Genomic DNA, 17,443 nt, shown 5'->3' with positions numbered 1-17,443 from the left:
CCCCCCCCCCCCGCCCCCCCCCCCCCCCCCCCCCCCGCCCCCCCCCCCCCCCCCCCCCCCCCACGGTCGTTCGACGGCCGTGCTGCTCAGGCGATGTCCGCCCGCGTCGTGCGCCAGATGCCGATGCCGGACAGCACGGCCGCGTAGGCCATGAGCACCAGGGCGCCGCCCCACCACTCGAGGCGCACCTCGTCCGGGCTGTTGGACACCGCGTTGACGATCGCGTTGGTGGCGGAGGACGGCAGGAACTGCGCGACGTGCTCGCGGCCGAACTCCCAGAAGTTCATCGCGAAGCCCAGGATGGGCTCGACGATCCAGGCGACCCCCACGCCGATGAGCAGTGCCGCCACCTGGTTGGGGATGAGGATGCCGATGCCGAGCCCGATGAGCGCCCACAGCCCGAGCACGAGCAGGCTCAGCGCGAGGGTGCGCACGATGGTGCCGGAGGGGAAGGCGTCGCGGTCGCGCAGGCCGAGCACGAGCGCACCGACGCTCACCGAGCCGAGCAGGCTGATGATCCCGTACATCGCCCCGATGCCGAGCAGCGCGACGACCTTGGCGAGCATCGCCCGCAGCCGGCGCGGCGTGGCCAGGAAGGTGCCCGAGATCGTCTTGTGCCGGTACTCGGACCCGATCTGCAGCACCCCGATGGTGAGCAGCAGCAGGTAGCCGATCGAGAGTCCGCCCGTGTAGACGCTGCTGGCGACCTGGACGGCGTCGCCGGTGGGGGCGCCGGGCTGGTTCGCGGTGTCCGACGTCAGCAGGAAGCCGAAGAGGGTGGCGAACGCCGCGCCGCCGACGAAGATCGCGATGGCCATGCCCCACCAGAGGCGGGTGGTGAAGAACTTGCGGAACTCGCTGCGGATCGCGGTGGTCACAGGTTCGCCCCTTCCTCGCCGGTGACGGCGTCTCGCTCGGCGGGAGCGACCGCCGCGTCGCCCAGGTTGCGGTTGGTGCCCTCGGTCAGCGAGAAGTACAGCGTCTCCAGGTCGGCCCGCTGCGGGCGGAGCCCGTAGACCGGCAGCCCGGCGCGCAGCGCGACGTCGCCGACGAGGCGCAGGTCGGTGGTGTCGGCCACGAGCGAGCCGTCCTCCTGGACGGTGCTCGTGACGTCGGCGACCCGCAGCGCCCCGGCGAGGGCCGCGGCGTCGCTCGTCTCGACGAGGGCGCCCGGGGTGCCCTCGAGGTCGGCCATCGTGCCGGCTCGCACGAGCCGGCCGTTGGCGATGATGACGACGTCGTCGACCGTCTGGGCGACCTCCTGGAGGAGGTGGCTCGACACGAGGATGGTCTTGCCCTGGCCGGCGAGGTGCTTGAGGAACCCGCGCAGCCACCGGATGCCCTCGGGGTCCAGGCCGTTGGCCGGCTCGTCGAGGACGAGCACCTCGGGGTCGCCGAGGAGCGCCGCGGCCAGGCCCAGGCGCTGGCGCATCCCCATGCTGTAGCCACCGGCCCGCTTGCGTGCCGCGGCCGGGATGCCGGTCAGCTCCAGCAGCTCGTCGACCCGGGCGGTCGGGATGGACGCGGCGTCGGCGAGCACGCGCAGGTGGTCGCGGCCGCTGCGGCCGGGGTGGAAGTTCGTCGCCTCGAGGGCTGCCCCGACCGTGGTCAGCGGGTTCGGGATCGAGACGTAGTCGCGTCCGCCGATCGTCGCGGAGCCACCGGTCGGGCGGATCAGCCCGAGGAGCATCCGCAGCGTCGTCGTCTTGCCCGCGCCGTTCGGGCCGAGGAACCCGGTGATCCGGCCCGGCTCGACGTCGAAGGTCAGGTCGTCGACGGCCGTGAAGTCGCCGAAGCGCTTGGTCAGGCCCTGGATCCGGATCAGCCCGTCGCGGCTGCCGGTCGTGGTGGTCATGGTGTCCTCCCTGGGGTCATGCCCCGATCCTTCCAGCCTCCCGCGACGTGAGGGTCAACCCCCCGGTGGACCCGGCCCTCCGTCCGACGGGGGAGCGGCGGCGTGGAACCCTCGCGCGCGCCCGTACGCTGGAGAGGTCATGCACCCTCCCAGACCCTGCCTGCGATGACCCCCTGGCTCCTCCTCGTCCTCGGCGTCGTGCTGACCATCGGCACGGCGTTCTTCGTCGCCGCCGAGTTCTCGCTCGTGGCCCTCGACCGTCCCGCGGTCCAGCGTGCCGTCGACGGCGGGGAGCCCGGCGCGCGCTCGGTCCTGCGCTCGCACCGCCAGCTCTCCACCGAGCTGTCCGCCTGCCAGGTCGGCATCACCCTCACGACGCTGATCCTCGGTTTCATCTCCGCTCCGTCGGTCGGCGTCCTGCTCGCCGGCCCGCTCGAGGGGTTCGGCCTCTCGGCCGGCGCCGCCACGTCGGTGGCCTCCGGAGCCGCCTTCGTGCTCGCCACGCTCTTCTCGATGATCGTCGGCGAGATGATCCCCAAGACCCTCGCGGTCTCGCTGCCGCTGGCCACCGCCAAGGTCTCCGCCGGGCCGGTCTACTGGTTCGGCGTGGCGTCCAAGCCCCTGATCTTCGTGCTCAACGGCGTCGCCAACCGCACCCTGCGCGCCCTCGGCATCGAGCCGCAGGAGGAGCTGTCCGCGGCCCGCAGCCCCGCCGAGCTCGCCTCGCTCGTGCGTACCTCGGCGGCCGCCGGCACCCTGGACGAGGGCACCGCGCGCCTCGTCACGGCCTCGCTCGGCTTCGCCGACCAGACCGCGGCCGACGTGATGACCCCGCGCTCGCGGGCCACGTCGGTCGACCGCACGGCCACCGCGGCCGAGGTCGTGGCGCTGGCCCGGCGCACCGGCCACTCGCGCTTCCCCGTGGTCGGCGCCGACTGGGACGACGTCGACGGCATCGTCCACGTGAAGAAGGCCATCGCCGTGCCGTTCGAGCGGCGGGCCGACGTGCCCGTCTCGGCACTGATGACCGAGGCCGTCTTCGTCCCCGAGACCCTGCGCCTCGACCCCCTCCTCGTGCGGCTGCGCGGCAGCGGGATGCAGCTCGCCGTCGTCGTCGACGAGTACGGAGGCACGTCCGGCGTCGTGACGCTCGAGGACCTCGTCGAGGAGATCGTCGGCGAGGTCAGCGACGAGCACGACCGCGGCCAGACCACGGGTCGCCGTCTGCCGGACGGCTCCTGGAGCGTCCCCGGCCTCTGGCGTCCCGACGAGGTGCGGGCCCGGGTCGGGGTCGAGGTCCCCGAGGGGCCGGCCTACGAGACCGTCGGCGGCTGGCTGATGGCCGCGCTCGGCCGCGTTCCCGTCGTCGGTGACGAGGTCGAGGTCGACGGCTGGACGGCACGCGTCGTCGACATGGAGGGCCATCGGGTCGACCGGCTGCGGCTGCGGCCGGTGCGCGTCGCGCCCGCCCGCCCGGCCGACGAGGACGGGGGCGAGGCGTGAGCACCGTCCTGCTGACCGTCCTCCTGCTCGTGGTCAACGCCTTCTTCGTCGGTGCCGAGTTCGCCGCGATGTCGGCCCGTCGGAGCCAGCTCGAGCCGCTCGCCGAGAGCGGCAGCAAGGGCGCCCGGGTCGCGCTGGACGCGTTGCAGCGCACCGGCATCCTGCTCGCCACCTGTCAGCTCGGCATCACCGTGTGCTCGGTGCTCCTCGGTGCCATCTCGGAGGCCGCGCTCCACCACGTCCTCGTCCCGGTCGTCGAGGCCGCCGGCCTGCCGACGGCGGTCGCCGACGTCGTCGCCCTGGCCCTCGCGCTCGCGGTGGTCGTCTTCCTGCACGTCGTCTACGGCGAGATGATCCCGAAGAACATCTCGATCGCCCGGCCCGAGCGGGCCGCCGTGATCCTGGTGCCGGCGCTCGTCATGGTCTCGAAGGTCGTCGCGCCGGTCATCCACGCGATGGACTGGCTCGCCAAGGCCGTCATCCGGCTCTTCGGTGTCGAGCCGAAGGACGAGGTCGCCTCGGCCTTCACCGCCGAGGAGGTCGCGCACATCCTCGACGAGTCGCGCGACGAGGGCCTCGTCGGGGCCCACGACTACCGGCGGCTCGGGGCGGCGCTGGAGTTCTCCGACAAGGACGCCGCCGACGTCGGCGTGCGCCTCGCCGAGCTCGTGACGGTGACCGTCGGGGCGACCCCGGCCGACATCGAGCGGCTCGTCGCCCGCCACGGGTTCTCGCGCTACCCGGTGCTCGACGCGTCCGGCGACCTCGCCGGCTACCTGCACCTCAAGGACGTGCTCTACGCAGACGACGAGGAGCGGCACGAGCCCGTGCCCGCCAAGCGCGTCCGCCGGCTCGCGACGGTGCGCCGCGAGGACGAGGTCGAGTCGGTGCTCCAGACGATGCAGGACAGCGGCTCGCACGTCGCGCGGGTCGTCGACGCCGACGGCGGGATCGTCGGGGTCGTCTTCCTCGAGGACGTCATCGAGGAGCTGGTCGGCGAGGTCTCCGACGCCTCGCAGCGCGGCTGACGCCACCCCCGCGGACTCCTCGACGTCTGCTCCGTCACGTCCTCGCGCCGCGCCCACCCGGCCGGCGCGAGGATGGGCGGGAGGCTGCCATGACCACGCTGCACGCACCGCACCCCCCGGGGACCCGCCGCGGGCGGGGGTGGTCGGGGAACGGCCTGCTCGGCGTCCTCGTCCTCGTCGCGCTCAACGCCGTCTACGGCGCTGTGGGCCTGATGGTCGACGGGATGGGGATGCCGAAGGAGTGGCTCGAGCACCTTCCCGTCGACTCCTGGCTGCTGCCCGGCGTCGCGCTGCTCCTCTCGGTGGCGGTGCCACAGGCCTTGGCGGCGGTCGCGGCGTGGCGTGGGGGAGGGAACGCGCCGCGGGCCGGGCTCCTCGCGGGTGTGGCCCTCGTGCTCTGGATCGTCGTCCAGGTGCTGGTCCTCCAGCGGTACTTCTTCCTCCAACCGGTCATCGCCGGGCTCGGGTTGCTCGAGGTGGCCCTCGCCGTGGCGTGGAGCCGTCGACGGGCGGGTCTCAGAGCCGGCCGAGGGTGAAGGCGACGACGAAGCCGAGCGTCGTCACGAGCCCGGTCAGCAGGTGCGTGCGCTCGAAGGCCTCGGGGATCATCGTGTCCGCGACCATCGCGAGGATGGCGCCCGCCGCGACCGCGGTGATCGCGGCGACGGTCTCGGGGGAGGCGCCCTCGAGGAGCAGGACGCCGAGGAGGCCCGCGAGCCCGCTCGCGACGGCGATGCCGACCCAGACCCCGAAGACGTAGCGGGCGCTGCGCCCGGCCGCCTTCATCCCCGCAGCGCTCGAGAGGCCCTCGGGCAGGTTCGAGATGGCGATGGCGGCGAGCACCGACACCCCCACGCCCTGGCCGCCGAGCAGGCTGAGGCCGAGGACCACCGACTCCGGCACTCCGTCGAGGAGGGCCCCGACGGCGATGGCCGCGCCGCTGCCGGACTGGTCCTCCTCGGAGGGCTGGAGGCCCTGCGAGCGCTTGCGGTGCCGGGCGCCGACGCGCGCCAGTGCGAGGTTGGCGAGGAAGTACACGAGCGCGCCACCGAGGAAGCCGCCGATGGTCGGGGCGAGCCCGCCGGTGCGCTCGGCCTCGTCGACGAGGTCGAAGGAGAGCGCCGAGATGAGCACGCCGGCGCCGAAGGCCATCACCCCGGCGACGAGCTGACGGGGGACGTGCACGAACCACGCGACGAGCGCGCCGAGCACGAGGGCTCCGCCGGCGAGCAGGCCCCAGAGGCCGGCCTCCACCGCAGTCGTCATCGGTCCTCCTCCGGCGTCGTCATCGTCGGTCCGCGCCCTTCCTACCCCGTCGAGTGAACAGGACACGCCGTGTGCCGGCCGGTGGCACAGCAGAGCGGCCCGATCGATCGCGCTTCGCGCGAAAGATCGGGCCGCTCGTTCTGTGCCCCCGGCAGGATTCGAACCTGCGCTCCCGCCTCCGGAGGGCGGTGCTCTATCCCCTGAGCTACGGGGGCGGGCAAAATTGTGTGACGCGGCTCGAAACCGCGACGCGGGGAGAGGCTAGCAGCCTAGGCTTGGCAGCATGGAATCCGGGTCGGAGGACCCCGGAGCCGCGCCCCTCGTCCTCGTCTGCGACGACACCGAGGCCATCCGTCGGCTGCTCCGGATCAACCTCGAGTTGGGTGGCTTCGACGTCGAGGAGGCGGCCGACGGCCACGAGGCGATGTCGCGCCTCATCGACGTGGAGCAGCGACGTCCCGACGTCGTCGTCCTGGACTCCCAGATGGCCCCGTACGACGGCTGGTGGGCGATCGCCGCGATCCGGTCCCACCCCCGTCTCGACGCGGTGCCCGTGGTCCTCGTCACCGCGACGGCCACCGACCTCGTGAGCCCCGAGGTGAGCGGAGCCGGCTTCGACGCCTACGTCAGCAAGCCGTTCGACCCCGACGAGCTCGTGGCCACCGTCTCACGCCTCGCGGCGGCCGGTCGGGGCCCCACCGACCGTCCGTAGACTTGCCCGGGTGACCCCCGAAGAGCTCTCGGCCGCCATCCGCGGCGCCCTCCAGTCCGCCGTCGACTCCGGTGACCTCGCCGTCACCGTGCCCGACGAGGTCAGGGTCGAGCGTCCGCGCAACCGCGACCACGGGGACTGGTCCACGAACGTCGCCCTCCAGCTCGCCAAGGGCGCCGGGATGCCCCCGCGCGACCTCGCCACGACCCTCGCCACGCACCTGCGTGCCGCCGACGGCGTCGCCGCCGTCGACGTCGCCGGCCCGGGCTTCCTCAACATCACCCTCGACGCCGCGTCCGCCGGCGAGCTCGCGCGCTCCGTCGTCGACGCCGGAACCGCCTACGGCCGCAACGACTCCGAGGCCGGGCACGTCATCAACCTCGAGTACATCTCGGCCAACCCCACGGGTCCCCTCCACTTGGGGCACACCCGGTGGGCGGCGCTCGGCGACGCGATGGCGCGGCTGCTCTCGGCCTCGGGCGCCCGGGTGACCAGCGAGTACTACATCAACGACAACGGCGCCCAGATGGACAAGTTCGCCGCGTCGGTGCTCGCGGCCGTCCGCGGCGAGCCCACGCCCGAGGGCGGGTACCCGGGTGAGTACGTGGCCGAGCTCGGCGCAAAGGCCCGCGCGGCCCGGCCCGACCTCGCGACCCTCACGGACGACGAGGCGCTGGCCGTCGCCCGCGAGCTCGCGTACGCGGCCCAGCTCGAGGACATCAAGGACACCCTCGCCGCCTTCGGGGTGCGCTTCGACGTCTGGTTCTCCGAGAAGACCCTCCACGACGGCGGGGCCGTCGACGAGGCCGTCGCCCGGCTGCGCGAGCAGGGCCACGTCTTCGACCAGGAGGGTGCGGTCTGGCTGCGCACCACCGACTTCACCGACGACCGTGACCGCGTGCTCATCCGGGCCAACGGAGAGCCGACGTACTTCGCCGCCGACGCCGCCTACTACCTGAGCAAGAAGGACCGCGGCTTCGACGAGAAGATCTACCTGCTCGGCGCGGACCACCACGGGTACATCAACCGGCTCAAGGCCATCGCCGCCTGCGCCGGGGACGACCCGGAGCACAACATCGAGGTCCGCATCGGGCAGCTCGTCGACCTCAACGGAGCCAAGCTCTCCAAGCGGGCCGGCAACATCATCGAGCTGCGCGACCTCATCGGCTGGATCGGCACCGACGCCATCCGCTACTCGCTGGCCCGGTACCCCGCCGACAGCCCGCTGAGCCTCGACGGCGAGGAGCTGCGCAAGCAGACCAACGACAACCCGGTCTTCTACGTGCAGTACGCCCACGCCCGGACCGCCAACGTCGCACGGCTGGCGGCCGAGGACGGCGTCCACCGCGCCGACGGCTTCGACGCCTCGCTGCTCACGGACCCCACCGAGGCGACGCTGCTCGCGGTGATCGGCGACTTCCCGCGGGTCGTCGCCCAGGCGGCGCACCTGCGCGAGCCGCACCGGGTGGCGCGCTACCTCGAGGACCTCGCCGCGCGGTACCACAAGTGGTACGACACCTGCCGCGTGCGGCCGATGAACGCCGAGGAGGAGGTCACCGACCTCCACCGGACCCGGTTGTGGCTCAACGACGCCACCCGCCAGGTGCTCGCCAACGGCCTCGACCTGCTCGGCGTCTCGGCGCCCGAGCGCATGTGAGGGGCTGACCCGTGCGCGCCCACGAGGCCGGCGCCCTCCACGCCGAGGGCTACGGCGGCCCGCCGCTCTACCTGCCCTACCCGAGCGACGTCATGGAGCTGCTGCCGCAGCTCTGGGCGTCGTCCGTGGGCCGTGACGAGCACGGTCGTCTGACGGTCGCCGGGCTCGACGTCCTGACCATCGCCGAGCGCCACGGCACCGCCGCTTACGTCCTCGACGAGGACGACTTCCGTTCCCGCGCAGGGGCTTTCCGCGACGGCTTCGGGTCCTCCTTCGAGCGCTTCGGCGGTGCCGACGTGTACTACGCCGGCAAGGCGTTCCTCTGCACGGCGGTCGCCCGCTGGGTCGACGAGGAGGGGCTGCACCTCGACGTCTGCACCGGCGGCGAGCTGGCCGTGGCCCGCCGCGCCGCCTTCCCGCCGGAGCGGATCGCGTTCCACGGCAACAACAAGACCGTCGCCGAGCTGCGCGATGCCCTCGAGTACGGCGTCGGCCGCATCGTCGTCGACTCCTTCGACGAGATCGACCGCGTCGTCGCGCTCGCCGGTGAGCTCGGCGTGCGCGCGCCGGTCATGGTCCGCGTCACCGTCGGGGTCGAGGCGCACACCCACGAGTTCATCGCCACCGGCCACGAGGACCAGAAGTTCGGCTTCAGCCTCGCGGGCGGGCAGGCCGAGGAGGCACTCGCCCGGCTGCTCGCCCACCCCGACGCCGTCGACCTGCGCGGCGTGCACAGCCACATCGGCAGCCAGATCTTCGACACCGGCGGCTTCGAGGCGGCCATCCACCGCCTGGTCGGCCTGCACGCGAAGGTCGAGGCCGAGCACGGCGTCTCGATGCCGGAGATCGACCTCGGCGGCGGCTACGGCATCGCCTACACCTCGCAGCACACGCCGCTGCCGCCCGACGTCCTCGCCGACGCGATGGCCGACATCGTCGAGCGCGAGTTCAAGGCCCTCGGCGACGGCGACAACAGCCGCGTGCCGCGGGTCTCGGTCGAGCCCGGGCGCGCCATCGTCGGCCCGAGCACCTTCACGCTCTACGAGGTCGGCACCGTCAAGCGCGTCGAGCTCGGCGGCGGCCACGCCCGCACCTACGTCGCCGTCGACGGCGGAATGAGCGACAACGCCCGGCCCGCCCTCTACGAGGCCGACTACTCGTGCACGCTGGCCAACCGGTACTCCACCGCCGAGCCGGTGCTCGCCCGCGTGGTCGGCCGGCACTGCGAGAGCGGCGACATCGTCGTCCTCGACGAGTACCTCCCGGCCGACGTCCGCCCCGGCGACCTCATCGCCGTGCCGGGCACCGGCGCCTACTGCCGCAGCCTGTCCAGCCAGTACAACCACACGCCGCGCCCGCCCGTCGTCGCGGTCCGCGGAGGCGAGAGCCGGGTCATCGTCCGCCGTGAGACTATCGACGACCTGCTCGCCCTCGACGTGGCGGACGCGTGAGCCCCGAGACCCAGGAGACCCAGCCCGCGATGGCCCACGAACCCGGCGCCCCCCTGCGCGTCGCCCTGCTCGGCTGCGGCGTCGTCGGCTCCTCCGTCGCCCGGATGCTCGTCGAGCAGGCCGACGACCTCGCCGCCCGGGCCGGTGCCCGCCTCGAGCTGGTCGGCATCGCCGTCCGCCGCCCGCAGCGCCCGCGCCCCGACGTCCCCGTCGACCCCTCGCTCTTCACCGCGGACGCCGACGAGCTCGTCGCCCGCGCCGACGTGGTCATCGAGGTGATCGGAGGCATCGACCCCGCCCGCGGCCTCATCCTGCGGGCGATGGAGCACGGCGCCTCGGTGGTCTCCGCCAACAAGGCCCTGCTAGCGGAGGACGGCCCGACGCTCTTCGAGTCCGCCGCCCGGCACGGCGTCGACCTCTACTACGAGGCGGCCGTGGCCGGTGCCATCCCGATCCTGCGGCCCGTGCAGGAGTCGCTGGCCGGCGACCACGTCCGCAAGGTGATGGGGATCGTCAACGGCACGACGAACTTCGTCCTCGACAAGATGGACGTCTCCGGTGCCGGGTTCGCCGAGACCGTCGAGCAGGCCCAGGCCCTCGGGTACGCCGAGGCCGACCCCACCGCCGACGTCGAGGGCTTCGACGCCGCCGCGAAGGCCGCCATCCTCGCGAGCATGGCCTTCCACACGCGGGTCTCGTCCTCCGACGTGCACCGCGAGGGGATCAGCGAGGTGACGGCCGCCGACATCCGCGCCGCGCGCGAGAACGACTGCGTCGTCAAGCTGCTCGCCATCTGCGAGCGGGTCACCGCGGACGGGCAGGACGCCGTCAGCGTGCGCGTCCACCCCGCGATGGTGCCGCGCTCGCACCCGCTGGCCAGCGTCCGCGAGGCCTTCAACGCCGTCTTCGTCGAGGCCGAGGCCGCCGGCGAGCTGATGTTCTACGGCCGCGGCGCCGGGGGCGACCCCACAGCCTCGGCGGTGCTCGGTGACGTCGTCGCCGTCGCGCGGCACCGGGTCGCGGGCGGCCGCGGACCGGGGGAGTCGGCCTACGCCGACCTGCCGGTCGTCGACATGGGCCGCGCCGTCACGAGGTACCACATCAGCCTCGACGTCGCCGACCGCCCGGGCGTGCTCGCCCAGGTGGCCGCGGCCTTCGCCGAGCACGGGGTCTCCATCGAGACCGTCCGCCAGCAGGCCGACCCCGAGGGGGAGGGGCGCGCGAAGCTCATCGTCGTGACCCACCGGGCGAGCGATGCCGCCCTGTCGGCCACCGTCGACGCCCTCGCCGCGCTCGACGCGGTGGACGACGTCGCCTCCGTCATGCGTGTGGAAGGAGCCTGACGTGGCCCACCAGTGGCGCGGAGTCATCCGCGAGTACGCCGACCGGTTGCCCTCTCTCGCAGGGGCGCCCGTCGTCACCCTGCACGAAGGTGGCACGCCGCTCATCCCCTGCGAGAACCTCTCGGTGACGACGGGGGCCAACGTCCTCGTCAAGTACGAGGGCCTCAACCCGACGGCCTCCTTCAAGGACCGCGGGATGACGGCCGCCATCTCCGCCGCCAAGCTGAACGGTGCGAAGGCGGTCATCTGCGCGAGCACCGGCAACACCAGCGCCAGCGCCGCCGCGTACGCCGTCAAGGCGGGGATGACCTGCGCCGTGCTCGTGCCCGACGGCAAGATCGCGATGGGCAAGCTCAGCCAGGCGATCGCCCACGGCGCCACCCTCATCCAGGTCGAGGGCAACTTCGACGACTGCCTCACGGTGGCCCGCAAGCTGGCCGAGTCCTACCCGGTCGAGCTCGTCAACTCGGTCAACCCGGCCCGCATCGAGGGCCAGAAGACGGCCGCCTTCGAGGTCGTCGACGCCCTCGGCGACGCGCCGGACATCCACGTCCTGCCCGTCGGCAACGCGGGGAACATCACGGCCTACTGGAAGGGGTACACCGAGTACGCTTCCGAGACAGCCGGATCCGATGGCTCGATGCTCCCGCCGGTCGCCACCCGACGCCCGCAGATGTGGGGCTTCCAGGCCGCGGGGGCCGCGCCGATCGTCCTCGGGCACCCCGTCGACCACCCCGAGACCATCGCCACCGCCATCCGCATCGGCAACCCCGCCTCGTGGAGGCAGGCCGAGGCCGCCCGCGACGAGTCCGGCGGGGTCATCGACTCCGTCACCGACGACGAGATCCTCGAGGCGCACCGCGTGCTGTCCTCCACCGAGGGCGTCTTCGTCGAGCCCGGGTCCGCCGCGAGCATCGCCGGCCTGCTGAAGATGCACCGCGCCGGACGCGTGCCGCAGGACGCGACGATCGTCTGCACCGTCACCGGTCACGGCCTCAAGGACCCGCAGTGGGCGCTGCGCACCGCGGACGGCTCCGACGTGCAGCCGGTCCGCGTGCCGGTCGACGCCTACTCCGTCGCGGCCGCGCTCGGGCTCGAGGGGTGAGCGAGGTGCTGCGCCCGGGCGTCGCCGTCGAGGTGCGCGTCCCGGCGAGCAGCGCCAACCTCGGGCCCGGCTTCGACTCCGTCGGCTGCGCCCTCGGCGTGTGGGACCACTGCCGCGCGACGGTCACCGACGCGCCCGGCCTCGTCGTCGTCGTCGAGGGGGAGGGGGCCGGTGCGGTGCCCCTCGACGAGAGCCATCTCGTGCACCGCGCGATGCGCGCGGCGTGGGCGGAGGCGGATGTGCCGGCCCCGGTCGGGCTCCGGCTCGAGTGCGTCAACGCGGTGCCGCACGGCCGCGGGATGGGCTCGTCGGCCACGGCCATCGTGACCGGCATCGTCGCCGCGCTCGGGCTGGCCTCGGCGTCGGCGGGTGACGGGGGAGAGGTCGACCTCTCCGTCGCCAACTCGCTCGCCGCGCGCCTCGAGGGGCACCCGGACAACGCGTCCGCGAGCGTCTACGGCGGGGTCACGCTGTCGTGGACCGAGGAGGCGGGCACGACCACGGTGCGCCTGCCCGTGCACCCCGACGTCGAGCCGGTCGTCTTCGCGCCGGACACCCAGCTCTCCACCGCGCGGGCCCGCTCGGTCCTGCCGCAGCAGGTGCGGCTCGCCGACGCCGTCGCCAACTCGGCCCGCGCCGCACTCCTGGCGCACGCGGTGGGCGCCGCGCCCGAGCACCTCGTCGAGGCGACCCGGGACTGGCTGCACCAGGAGGCGCGCCGGGCGTCCTACCCCGCCTCGATGGCCCTGGTCGACGCCCTGCGCGCCGACGGCCACGCCGCGGCGATCTCGGGGGCCGGTCCGTCGGTGCTCGTGCTCGCGCGTCGCGAGCGGCTCGAGACGGTGTGCGCCCACGGGCCCACCGGGTGGCGCGTGCTCACGCCGGGCATCCCGGCGCGGGGCGCCGCCCTCGAGGTGCTGGGAGGCGGCTGACCGGCGGGTTCTCCGCCGCCTGCCCCGCCCCGGGCCGTCCCGGTGGTACTGTGGGACCTGCGTCCGCGGCCGATGCCGGGCCCTCTGCCCGCTGCCTGCTACGGAACGCCCCCCACGTACCACGGCTGAACCACCAGCCCTCTCGGCTGCTCGCCCGTGCGTGGTCACTTCCACCAGACCGGCCATTCGAGCCGGTCCACGAACGAGGGGAAGGATCCTTCGTGACAGACACCACCACCCTCGAGGCCACGGCATCGGCCGGGGGAGCACGCCGCTCCGGTGCCCTCTCCGCCATGCGGCTCGCCGAGCTGCAGGGCCTCGCCTCGAGCATGGGCATCAGCGGCACCGCCAAGATGCGCAAGGGCGACCTCGTCGCCGCCATCCGCGCCCGCCAGAACGGCGAGAGCGGACCCGCCGCCCAGGAGCGCCCGCGCCAGGAGCGGCGTGACGAGGCCCCCGTGGCCCGCCGCGAGGGGGCCCCGGCCGACCGGCCGCGCGAGGAGCGGGCCGAGCGCCCGGACCGCCAGGAGCGCTCCGAGCGCCAGGACCGGCGCGAGCAGCGCCGGGACGGCGAGGGTCGCGACGGCGAGCAGGGCCAGCAGCAGACCCGCGAGCGCGGCGACCGCGACCAGCAGCAGGGCCGCGACCGTCAGCAGGGCGAGCGCCAGGACCGCGGGGACCGCCAGGACCGTGGGGACCGCCAGGACCGCCAGGACCGCCAGCAGCAGGGTGGCCAGCACCAGGGCAACCAGCAGCAGCGTCGCGACGACGACGAGGAGGGCCGCGGCGGCCGCCGCCGCCGCAACCGCGGTCGCAACCGCGACAAGCGTCGCGGCCAGGACGGCGGGCCGGCCCCGCAGCAGGTCGAGGGCGAGCCCCAGATCCACGAGGACGACGTCCTCGTGCCGGTCGCGGGCATCCTCGACATCCTCGACAGCTACGCCTTCGTGCGCACCACGGGCTACCTGCCGGGCAGCAGCGACATCTACGTCCCGATGCAGATGGTCAAGCGCTACGGCCTGCGCAAGGGCGACGCCGTCACCGGCTCGATCAAGGCCGCGCGCGAGGGCGAGGAGCCCCAGCAGCAGACCGTCGGCTCGCGCAACAACCGGGCGAAGTACACCCCGCTCGCGCGCCTCGAGACCGTCAACGCGATGACCCCGGACGACGCCCGCCGTCGCCCCGAGTTCGGCAAGCTCACGCCGCTCTACCCGCAGGACCGCCTGCGCCTGGAGACCGAGCAGAGCATCATCACGACGCGGATCATCGACCTCGTGGCCCCCATCGGCAAGGGCCAGCGCGGGCTCATCGTCGCCCCGGCCAAGGCCGGCAAGACGATGGTCATGCAGTCCATCGCCAACGCCATCACGACGAACAACCCCGAGTGCCACCTCATGGTCGTCCTCGTCGACGAGCGTCCGGAGGAGGTCACCGACATGCAGCGCGCCGTCAAGGGCGAGGTCATCTCCTCGACCTTCGACCGGCCCGCCGACGACCACACCACGGTCGCCGAGCTCGCCATCGAGCGGGCCAAGCGGCTCGTCGAGATGGGTCACGACGTCGTCGTGCTCCTCGACTCCATCACCAAGCTCGGTCGCGCCTACAACCTCGCCGCCCCGGCGAGCGGGCGCATCCTCTCCGGTGGTGTCGACTCGGCCGCGCTCTACCCGCCGAAGAAGTTCTTCGGCGCCGCGCGCAACATCGAGAACGGCGGCTCGCTGACCATTCTCGCCACCGCGCTCGTCGAGACCGGCTCGCGGATGGACGAGGTGATCTTCGAGGAGTTCAAGGGCACCGGCAACATGGAGCTCAAGCTCGACCGGGGTCTGGCCAACCGCCGCATCTTCCCCGCGGTCGACGTCAACAACTCGGGCACGCGCCGCGAGGAGATCCTCCTCGCGCCCGAGGAGCTCAAGATCATGTGGAAGCTGCGCCGCGTCCTCGCCGCGCTGGACTCCCAGCAGGGCATCGAGCTGCTGCTGGACCGCATCAAGAAGACGAAGAACAACTACGAGTTCCTGATGCAGGTGCAGCAGACGAGCTCGATCAAGCTCGACGAGGACGACGCCTGAGCGGCGACCTCCTCGACGCACGCCCCCGGCCCGCACCCTGCGGGACCGGGGGCGTCGTGCGTCAGAGCCGCTCGACCCTCCGCCGCATCGCCGGCTGGGACACGGTGACGAACCCGCGCGGAGCGTAGACGCGGGCCCCTGCCTCGGTGGCGAAGAGGTCGACGCGCGTGACGTCGGTGTGCTCGCGGAACCACGCGAGCACGTCGTCGGTGCACGCCGCGGCCAGTCCCAGCCCGCGGTGCTGCGGGAGCGTGGCGACGTTGGAGAGCAGGCCGACCGAGCCGTTGGGGGTCGAGGGCCCGGGGGCCAGCGCCGTGACCTCCCCGACCGCGCTCGAGGCCACCACCGCGTCGACCTCGGCGACGACGACCCGCACCGCGGCGGCCCCGACCGCCTCGAGGAACCAGTCGCGGGCGCGCACCCGCCAGACGGGGTGCTCGAGCGCGGCGGGGTCGGTGCCCATCGCCTCGAACATCAGCGCACGCAGGGTGACGAGGGCGTCGGCGTCCGCCCGGGTGGCCTCCCGGACGAGCGGGCTCGTCACCGCTGCGGGCCGAGGGCGATCCGGCGGCGCAGCTCGGCCCGGCCGTCGGCGTCGTCGGGCAGGTCCCACCACGACTCGACCCACCAGGTGGCGCCGGCGTCCGCCCAGGCCTGCACGGGCGGGCGGGTCTCGCCGAACGACCCGTGGCTGTCGCCCTCGACGACGACGTCGTAGCCCTCCATCGTCTGCCCGGCGTCGGCCCGGAGCACGCCGATGCGCTCGACGAGCTCGCGCAGCGTGTCGTGGGTCAGCCGCGACCCGGGGTCCTCGAGGGTGCCCCCGGCGACGGCGGGGAAGACGCCCTGCCAGCGGGCCGCGCGCTCGAGGGAGCGCTGCCGGTCGCGGCCGGGCACGAGCATCCCGACGCACCACACCGGCGGGTGCGGGGTCTGCACCGGTGGTGCCGGGACGAGCTCGGTGACCGGGCGCGCGCTGTAGTGCTTGCCGGCGTACTCGAACGGCTGGCCGCCCATCAGCCCGGCGTAGACGGCCAGGCCCTCGTCGAGCTTCGCGGCCCGGGTGGCGCGCCCCTCGTCCTCCTCGAAGGCCAGCCAGTTGCCGTGGAGGGCGCCGAGCCCGACCCCGAGCGTGACGCGCCCGCCCGAGAGCCGGTCGACGGAGGCCACGCGCGAGGCGAGGTCCCACGGCCGGTACCGCGCGGCAGGGGTGAGCAGCGTGCCGAGCCGGATGCGCTCGGTGGCCATCGCCGCCGCGCCGAGGGTGACCCAGGCGTCCTGGCCCCAGACCGCCTCCCACGAGAAGACCTGGTCCCACCCCGCCTCCTCGGCGACGGCGGCGAGCTCGGTGAACTCGCGCTCGGTGGCCCACGGGACGACGACTCCGAACCTCATCCACCCGACGGTATCGGCTGGGTCCGACGACCCGGTCCCGACGGATGACCGGTGGAGGGGCCCATCGGGCGAACGGCCCGACCTCGGCCCGGGGGCTGGACCCCGCCCGGGGGCGGGTCCCTAGCGTGGCGGCACGTCACCGCCGAGGGACCGGAAGGAGTCCCGATGTCCGCCCAGCCCGCCACCGCGCACCCGACCGAGGTCCCCGACCTCGCCGCCCTGCTCGTCGACGCCGTCACCACCCTCGCTGCCGCCGCGTGCCGCCGCTCCCTCCTCCTGACCGTCGACCTGGACGACGAGCCGCTCGACGTCGCGCTCCCCTCGGTGGCGTGGCACGACCTCGTCGTCTCGGTGCTCGCCCGCGCGGTGGTCACCCTGGCGCCCGGCACCGAGGTGGCGCTCTCCCTGACCCGCGACGCGGGGCTGGTCACGCTGCGCCTCGCCGACACCGGCCCGGGTGTCGCCCCGGCGGCCTCCGACGGAGGCGTCACGCGGGAGGCCGTGGAGGCCCTCGGCGGCCGGCTCGACGTCACCACGGTGGCGGGCGTCGGCAACGACGTCGCGCTCACCTGGCCGGCAGCCGCTCCGGGACGGCACCTCGTCGCGGTCTGAGCGCCCCGTCCCCGTGTCCGATCTGGGGAATGCGGCCGCCCCCGACGCGGTTTAGGACACCGTGTGCATCTCTGGCACACTGGACCGCTGGACCGGTTCACGGCAGTGACGCGTTTCCTGAGCGACCTCCCCACGAGGGTCGCAGTCGGGGCGCCAAGGGTTTGCAGCACGGTGCTGGACCCGCCGACCCGGTATCAGCCAAGGAGAGAGTTTCGTGAAGAAGGACATCCACCCGACCTACGTCGAGACCACGGTCACCTGCACCTGTGGCAACACGTTCACCACGCGCAGCACCGCGGCCAACGGCAGCATCCACGCCGACGTCTGCAGCAACTGCCACCCGTTCTACACGGGCAAGCAGAAGATTCTCGACACCGGCGGCCGCGTGGCCCGGTTCGAGGCCCGCTACGGCAAGAAGGCCGCCAAGTAGCACCCCCGACGCGCCGGTCCGCCCCCTCGAGGGCGGGCCGGCGCGTTCGTGTTCCCACCCGCCCACGTCACCAGGAGGCCCC

General features: G+C 73.7%; 17 protein-coding genes and 1 tRNA gene. 12 read left to right on the top strand and 6 right to left on the bottom strand.

The genetic code is table 11. The features are described 5' to 3' along the window. Positions 1-86: 86 nt before the first annotated feature. Together ACQZ2A_RS19500 and ACQZ2A_RS19495 are read right to left on the bottom strand one after the other, a co-directional pair. Positions 87-878, bottom strand: coding sequence for an ABC transporter permease (locus tag ACQZ2A_RS19500; protein ID WP_430214335.1), 792 nt, complete (start codon positions 876-878; stop codon positions 87-89). Further along, positions 875-1,855, bottom strand: coding sequence for an ABC transporter ATP-binding protein (locus tag ACQZ2A_RS19495; protein ID WP_430214333.1), 981 nt, complete (start codon positions 1,853-1,855; stop codon positions 875-877). The genes ACQZ2A_RS19500 and ACQZ2A_RS19495 overlap by 4 nt, the downstream gene beginning before the upstream one ends. A 165-nt stretch (positions 1,856-2,020) precedes the next feature. Between ACQZ2A_RS19495 and ACQZ2A_RS19490 the strand changes: the two genes are divergently transcribed. The 3 genes from ACQZ2A_RS19490 to ACQZ2A_RS19480 all read left to right on the top strand — a co-directional run bounded on the left by ACQZ2A_RS19490 (position 2,021) and on the right by ACQZ2A_RS19480 (position 4,922). Beyond that, complete coding sequence (locus ACQZ2A_RS19490) at positions 2,021-3,358, top strand: hemolysin family protein (RefSeq protein ID WP_430214331.1); 1,338 nt, start codon at positions 2,021-2,023, stop codon at positions 3,356-3,358. After that, positions 3,355-4,386: a hemolysin family protein gene (locus ACQZ2A_RS19485; RefSeq protein WP_430214330.1), complete on the top strand. Its 1,032-nt coding sequence runs from the start codon at positions 3,355-3,357 to the stop codon at positions 4,384-4,386. The genes ACQZ2A_RS19490 and ACQZ2A_RS19485 overlap by 4 nt, the downstream gene beginning before the upstream one ends. 89 nt (positions 4,387-4,475) lie before the next feature. After that, positions 4,476-4,922 (top strand): hypothetical protein, encoded by a 447-nt coding sequence (locus ACQZ2A_RS19480; RefSeq protein ID WP_430214328.1) that lies wholly within the window; start codon positions 4,476-4,478, stop codon positions 4,920-4,922. On the opposite strand, the gene ACQZ2A_RS19475 is transcribed toward ACQZ2A_RS19480, so the two are convergent. Beyond that, positions 4,903-5,652 carry a ZIP family metal transporter gene (locus ACQZ2A_RS19475; protein ID WP_430214326.1) on the bottom strand — a complete coding sequence of 250 codons (750 nt, stop codon included), beginning with the start codon at positions 5,650-5,652 and terminating at the stop codon, positions 4,903-4,905. The two genes, ACQZ2A_RS19480 and ACQZ2A_RS19475, sit on opposite strands and share 20 nt — an antisense overlap. A 143-nt stretch (positions 5,653-5,795) precedes the next feature. Further along, positions 5,796-5,867 (bottom strand) — tRNA-Arg (locus tag ACQZ2A_RS19470). Positions 5,868-5,935: 68 nt separating this feature from the next. Between ACQZ2A_RS19470 and ACQZ2A_RS19465 the strand changes: the two genes are divergently transcribed. From ACQZ2A_RS19465 to rho, 7 genes are all read left to right on the top strand, one after another. After that, positions 5,936-6,364 carry a response regulator gene (locus tag ACQZ2A_RS19465; protein WP_430214324.1) on the top strand — a complete coding sequence of 143 codons (429 nt, stop codon included), beginning with the start codon at positions 5,936-5,938 and terminating at the stop codon, positions 6,362-6,364. A 10-nt stretch (positions 6,365-6,374) separates the two neighbouring features. Then, complete coding sequence (argS, locus tag ACQZ2A_RS19460; RefSeq protein ID WP_430214322.1) at positions 6,375-8,021, top strand: arginine--tRNA ligase; 1,647 nt, start codon at positions 6,375-6,377, stop codon at positions 8,019-8,021. A gap of 11 nt (positions 8,022-8,032) precedes the next feature. Then, positions 8,033-9,472 carry a diaminopimelate decarboxylase gene (gene lysA / locus ACQZ2A_RS19455; RefSeq protein WP_430214320.1) on the top strand — a complete coding sequence of 480 codons (1,440 nt, stop codon included), beginning with the start codon at positions 8,033-8,035 and terminating at the stop codon, positions 9,470-9,472. A 29-nt stretch (positions 9,473-9,501) separates the two neighbouring features. After that, complete coding sequence (locus tag ACQZ2A_RS19450; protein ID WP_430214342.1) at positions 9,502-10,815, top strand: homoserine dehydrogenase; 1,314 nt, start codon at positions 9,502-9,504, stop codon at positions 10,813-10,815. Position 10,816: 1 nt separating this feature from the next. Continuing rightward, the gene (gene thrC, locus ACQZ2A_RS19445) at positions 10,817-11,920 is read left to right on the top strand and encodes a threonine synthase (protein ID WP_430214318.1); all 1,104 of its coding nucleotides are present in this window, start codon (positions 10,817-10,819) and stop codon (positions 11,918-11,920) included. Further along, the gene (thrB, locus tag ACQZ2A_RS19440; RefSeq protein ID WP_430214316.1) at positions 11,917-12,852 is read left to right on the top strand and encodes a homoserine kinase; all 936 of its coding nucleotides are present in this window, start codon (positions 11,917-11,919) and stop codon (positions 12,850-12,852) included. The genes thrC and thrB overlap by 4 nt, the downstream gene beginning before the upstream one ends. A 293-nt stretch (positions 12,853-13,145) precedes the next feature. Next, positions 13,146-14,924 carry a transcription termination factor Rho gene (rho, locus tag ACQZ2A_RS19435; RefSeq protein WP_430214340.1) on the top strand — a complete coding sequence of 593 codons (1,779 nt, stop codon included), beginning with the start codon at positions 13,146-13,148 and terminating at the stop codon, positions 14,922-14,924. A gap of 61 nt (positions 14,925-14,985) precedes the next feature. Here rho and ACQZ2A_RS19430 read toward each other — a convergent pair whose 3' ends face one another. Then, positions 14,986-15,468 carry a GNAT family N-acetyltransferase gene (locus tag ACQZ2A_RS19430; protein ID WP_430214314.1) on the bottom strand — a complete coding sequence of 161 codons (483 nt, stop codon included), beginning with the start codon at positions 15,466-15,468 and terminating at the stop codon, positions 14,986-14,988. Continuing rightward, positions 15,465-16,319, bottom strand: a complete 855-nt coding sequence (locus tag ACQZ2A_RS19425) for an LLM class flavin-dependent oxidoreductase (protein ID WP_430214312.1) — start codon at positions 16,317-16,319, stop codon at positions 15,465-15,467. The genes ACQZ2A_RS19430 and ACQZ2A_RS19425 overlap by 4 nt, the downstream gene beginning before the upstream one ends. A 165-nt stretch (positions 16,320-16,484) precedes the next feature. Here ACQZ2A_RS19425 and ACQZ2A_RS19420 point away from each other — a divergent pair, with 165 nt between their 5' ends. Both ACQZ2A_RS19420 and rpmE read left to right on the top strand, forming a co-directional pair. After that, positions 16,485-16,931, top strand: a complete 447-nt coding sequence (locus tag ACQZ2A_RS19420) for a sensor histidine kinase (RefSeq protein ID WP_430214310.1) — start codon at positions 16,485-16,487, stop codon at positions 16,929-16,931. Between the two features lie 214 nt (positions 16,932-17,145). Beyond that, entirely contained in the window at positions 17,146-17,361 is a 216-nt protein-coding gene (gene rpmE, locus ACQZ2A_RS19415; protein WP_430214308.1) for a 50S ribosomal protein L31, read from the top strand. The last annotated feature ends 82 nt before the right edge of the window (positions 17,362-17,443 follow it).

The sequence above is a fragment of the Phycicoccus avicenniae genome (assembly GCF_050496545.1).
Classification (GTDB): Bacteria; Actinomycetota; Actinomycetes; order Actinomycetales; family Dermatophilaceae; genus Phycicoccus; species Phycicoccus avicenniae_A.
This window is presented reverse-complemented; position numbering and strand designations above follow the sequence as displayed.